5 protein-coding genes are annotated in these 4,120 nt (G+C 69.9%); 4 read left to right on the forward strand and 1 reads right to left on the reverse strand.

All coding sequences use genetic code 11. The features are described from left to right. Positions 1-15 precede the first annotated feature (15 nt). Together IH45_RS0142260 and IH45_RS0142265 are read left to right on the forward strand one after the other, a co-directional pair. The gene (locus tag IH45_RS0142260) at positions 16-555 is read left to right on the forward strand and encodes an NUDIX hydrolase (protein ID WP_032919531.1); all 540 of its coding nucleotides are present in this window, start codon (positions 16-18) and stop codon (positions 553-555) included. Between the two features lie 38 nt (positions 556-593). Next, positions 594-902, forward strand: a complete 309-nt coding sequence (locus IH45_RS0142265; RefSeq protein WP_003980220.1) for a DUF2469 domain-containing protein — start codon at positions 594-596, stop codon at positions 900-902. 213 nt (positions 903-1,115) lie between these two features. Here IH45_RS0142265 and IH45_RS1000000149160 read toward each other — a convergent pair whose 3' ends face one another. Next, positions 1,116-1,274 (reverse strand): hypothetical protein, encoded by a 159-nt coding sequence (locus tag IH45_RS1000000149160; RefSeq protein ID WP_158813480.1) that lies wholly within the window; start codon positions 1,272-1,274, stop codon positions 1,116-1,118. A 241-nt stretch (positions 1,275-1,515) separates the two neighbouring features. Between IH45_RS1000000149160 and IH45_RS0142270 the strand changes: the two genes are divergently transcribed. Beyond that, a complete protein-coding gene (locus IH45_RS0142270) occupies positions 1,516-1,902 on the forward strand; it encodes a YraN family protein (protein WP_030682366.1) in 387 nt (128 codons plus the stop codon). Between the two features lies 1 nt (position 1,903). Further along, entirely contained in the window at positions 1,904-3,520 is a 1,617-nt protein-coding gene (locus IH45_RS0142275) for a YifB family Mg chelatase-like AAA ATPase (protein WP_030682369.1), read from the forward strand. Positions 3,521-4,120 lie beyond the last annotated feature (600 nt).

Genomic DNA, 4,120 nt, shown 5'->3' on the forward strand with positions numbered 1-4,120 from the left:
GGGGCAGGGGCAGGCATGGGCGTAGACGTGGGCGGCGGGTGCTCGGGGGCGGCGGGATCGGATCATCTGCCGGTGGAGGTGCGGCAGGTCTCGCGTGTGGTGCTGCTCGATCCGGACGACCGGGTCCTGCTGCTGCACGGCTATGAGCCGGGCGATCCGTCCAGTACGTGGTGGTTCACGCCGGGCGGCGGCCTGGAGGGTGCGGAGACCCGGGAGGAGGCGGCTCGCCGGGAGCTGGCCGAGGAGACCGGGATCACCGAGGTGGAGCTGGGCCCGGTGCTGTGGAAACGGCACTGCTCCTTCCCGTTCGACGGGCGGCGCTGGGAGCAGGACGAGTGGTACTACCTGGGCCGTACGGACCGGACTGCGACCGAGATGTCGGGGCAGACGGATCTTGAGCGACGCAGTGTGTCGGGACTGAGGTGGTGGACTTCGGAAGAACTTTCCGCGTCGCATGAGACGGTGTATCCGACGACATTCGCCGAGCTGCTGCGCAGGCTGCTCGACGATGGGCCCCCTGGCGTGCCGGTGCTGCTGGCTACCGAGAGCGTCTGACGCACAATGGGGGGACGCACGGCTGAAGGGGATCTGCCATGAGCGCCGAGGACCTCGAAAAGTACGAGACCGAGATGGAGCTGAAGCTCTACCGGGAGTACCGCGATGTCGTCGGGCTGTTCAAGTACGTGATCGAAACCGAGCGCCGCTTCTACCTCACGAACGACTACGAGATGCAGGTGCACTCGGTGCAGGGTGAGGTCTTCTTCGAGGTCTCGATGGCGGATGCCTGGGTCTGGGACATGTATCGGCCGGCTCGCTTCGTGAAGCAGGTCCGGGTGTTGACGTTCAAGGACGTGAACATCGAAGAGCTGAACAAGAGCGATCTGGACCTGCCGGGCAGCTGAGGCGGAGCGCGGGGCACAGGGCGCGGCCGGCGGGGTCAAGGTCGGCCGGGTCATGGTTGCCTTCGCCGTGCTTCTGCCCATACTCCTGTCCGCCTTTACCCCTGTTCGCGGTCTCCCATCCCGGGATGGCGCCTTCCTCCACTGGGACGAGTGACGGGGTTTTCCACAACCGGTTGGTTGTCCACCAAGATCCAACAAGTCTGGGCGGAAGCGTCACAGTCGGTGCCGGAGGTGGTGCCGAGTGAACGCCACGAACGATTCCATCAGCAATTCCGCCAGCGATCCCATCAGTAATCCCGTCAGCAGCTCCGTCAGCGATCCCGCCAGTAATCCCGTCAGCAGCTTTGCCAGCGGTCCCGCCAGTAATGCCACCAGCCTTCCCGCCAACGATCACAGCAACGGCTTCGCGCATGTCGCTGTGAACGGGAAAGAGCCCCAGAAAGCCGCAGGCCGGGGCGGGCACGGCAGCCCGGAGGGTCGGCGGTCGGTCCCTGCCGCGTCGCAGGTCCGGGGCGCTCGAACGATCATGAGTCGCGGGAGTGACCTCCTGTGCGCTCAGGGGGGCATCGGGAGCCCCCGCACCCGGCGTCGGCCCCGACGGCTCGCCGTCGAGATCCCCGGCCCCGGTGCCCCACGTGCCACCAGTGCGCGACGTGCGCTCGGGCGGTACGGGGAAGACTTGGCAGCCCGGCACCTGACCGCCGTCGGTATGCGCATCCTCGACAGGAACTGGCGCTGTCAGGACGGCGAAGTCGACATCGTGGCCGCCGACGGTGACGCGCTGGTGTTCTGCGAGGTCAAGGCTCGCCGTGCGGGGACGTATGAACACCCGATGGCCGCCGTACGCCCCGAGAAGGCCGCCCGTCTCCGCCGCCTGGCCGAACGCTGGCTGGAACAGCACGGCGGCCCGCCGCCCGGCGGAGTGCGTATCGACGTGATCGGCGTGGTGCTGCCCTCGCGCGGTGCGCCGCTCGTGGAGCACGTACGGGGGGTGACCTGAGATGGGATTCGCCCGAACGTGCTCGGTCGCGCTGGTCGGGGTCGAGGGCGTGGTCGTGGAGGTCCAGGCGGACCTGGAGCCGGGTGTGGCGGCCTTCACCCTGGTCGGACTGCCCGACAAGAGCTTGATCGAATCGCGCGACAGGGTGCGGGCGGCCGTGGTCAACTCCGGCAGCGAGTGGCCGCAGAAGAAGCTCACCGTCGGGCTCAGCCCGGCTTCGGTGCCCAAGGGTGGAAGCGGATTCGATCTCGCGGTGGCCTGTGCGGTGCTTGGTGCCGCGGAACGTATCGACCCACGTGAGCTGGCCGACCTCGTCATGATCGGCGAACTCGGCCTGGACGGCCGCGTCCGGCCGGTGCGCGGTGTGCTCCCGGCGGTCCTGGCCGCAGCCGACGCGGGATACCGGCAGGTCGTCGTGCCGGAGAAGGCGGTGGCCGAAGCGTCCCTCGTCCCCGGAGTGGCCATTCTCGGCGTCCGCAGTCTCCGGCAGCTGATCGCGGTGCTCACCGATGAGCCGGTACCGGAAGAGGAGGACGAGGGCCTGACGACGGAGGGGCGGCCTGACCCGCTGCTGGCGGGGTTGGCGGTGCCCGGAAGCGGGATGGGCGCGGAGCGCATGCCGGGGGACCGGGTGCCGGACCTCTCGGACGTCGCCGGACAGCACGGTGCCAGAAAGGCCCTGGAAGTAGCGGCAGCCGGACGCCACCACATCTTCTTCATGGGCCCACCGGGAGCCGGAAAAACCCTTCTGGCCGAACGCCTGCCCGGCCTTTTGCCCCGGCTCTCCCCGAAAGAGTCCCTGGAGGTTACGGCGGTGCATTCGGTGGCCGGCGCCCTGCCACCGGGGCAGCCTCTGGTGGACCGCCCGCCGTACTGCGCGCCCCACCACAGCGCGACGATGGCGTCTCTTGTGGGCGGCGGCAGCGGCCTGCCCCGCCCGGGAGCCGTGTCGCTCGCGCACAATGGCGTCCTGTTCGTCGACGAGGCGGCGGAGTGCAACGCCCGTGTCCTGGATGCGCTGAGACAACCGCTCGAATGCGGGTACGTCGTGGTCGCACGGGCCGCCGGAATGATGCGGATGCCGGCGAAATTCCTGCTCGCCCTGGCGGCGAATCCTTGCCCCTGCGGACGCCACGGCACGCTCGGCGGCGGTTGCGAATGCCGCCCCTCCACGATCCGGCGCTATCGGGCTCGCCTGTCGGGCCCGCTGATGGACCGCGTCGACCTGCGGGTGACGGTCGAGCCGGTGGCGCGCTCCGAACTGCTCACGCCGACTCGGGACGCCGAATCCACCGCCGAAGTGGCCGAACGAGTACGAGCCGCCCGCGACCGCGCCGCCGCCCGCTTCGCCGACACGCCTTGGAGCACCAACAGCGAGGTCCCGGGGCACGAACTACGAACACGCTGGCAAGTGGCCCCCGGCGCCATGACCCAAGCGGAACACGACCTGGAGAACGGCCTGCTGACGGCCCGCGGTATGGACCGCGTACTCCGCGTCGCCTGGACCTCCGCCGATCTGGCCGGCCGCGACCGCCCCACGGCGGAAGACATCAACTGGGCTCTGGAACTGCGCACGGGGGTCAGGCGGGGGGTGCCGGTGGTGGCGGGGGTGAGGTGAGGGGGCGAGTGAGACGGAGGTGATCTGTGGAGGGGAGGGTGCGTGCGAGGTTGGGGATGGGACGAGCGCGAAGCGGTGGGTGCCTGTGCTGAGACGGCGTAGGCGGGTCTGAGCGGGCGAGGTGGATCTGACTGGCGTTGCGTCGCGGGCCTTGGTTGGGACGGCGGGCGTTGGTTGGGGGCGATGCGGCGTGGGCCGGGAGGCTGGTGAGTGTGTTGGGGCTGACCTGCTGTTGACCTTGGCCCGCTCGCGCGGTGGGGGCTTCGGAGCTTGGCGGGCAGGTGCCGTGACTGCGGGAGGTCGTGCGCCTGTTCGTTGGTGGGCGGGGGACTGATGCCCTGCTGTCGGGAGGCTTGCTCCTGTCGCCCTGTCGCCCTGTCGCCCTGTCGCCCTGTCGCCCTGGCGTCCCCTGGCGCCCTGGCGTCCCCTGGCGTCCTGGCGATCGAGGCGCAGAGGAGCGGCGCCACGCTTGGTGGGCCGGAGGCTGCATCGGGAGCGCGGAGCCCGGGGCGTGGTGAGCGGGGTGGGAGAGGAGAGGTCAGCAGGGAGGGACGAAGCGGGCCAAATGGAAGGGGACGGGCCAGCTGGAATGGGGCGGGC

This window comes from Streptomyces rimosus subsp. rimosus, assembly GCF_000720725.1.
Taxonomy (GTDB): domain Bacteria; phylum Actinomycetota; class Actinomycetes; order Streptomycetales; family Streptomycetaceae; genus Streptomyces; species Streptomyces rimosus_A.

What these genes read in the sequence shown, in the direction of transcription:
- IH45_RS0142260 (WP_032919531.1), top strand. Translation starts at nt 16, where the DNA reads ATGGGCGTAGACGTGGGCGGCGGGTGCTCGGGGGCGGCGGGATCGGAT.
- IH45_RS0142265 (WP_003980220.1), top strand. Translation starts at nt 594, where the DNA reads ATGAGCGCCGAGGACCTCGAAAAGTACGAGACCGAGATGGAGCTGAAG.
- IH45_RS0142275 (WP_030682369.1), top strand. Translation starts at nt 1,904, where the DNA reads ATGGGATTCGCCCGAACGTGCTCGGTCGCGCTGGTCGGGGTCGAGGGC.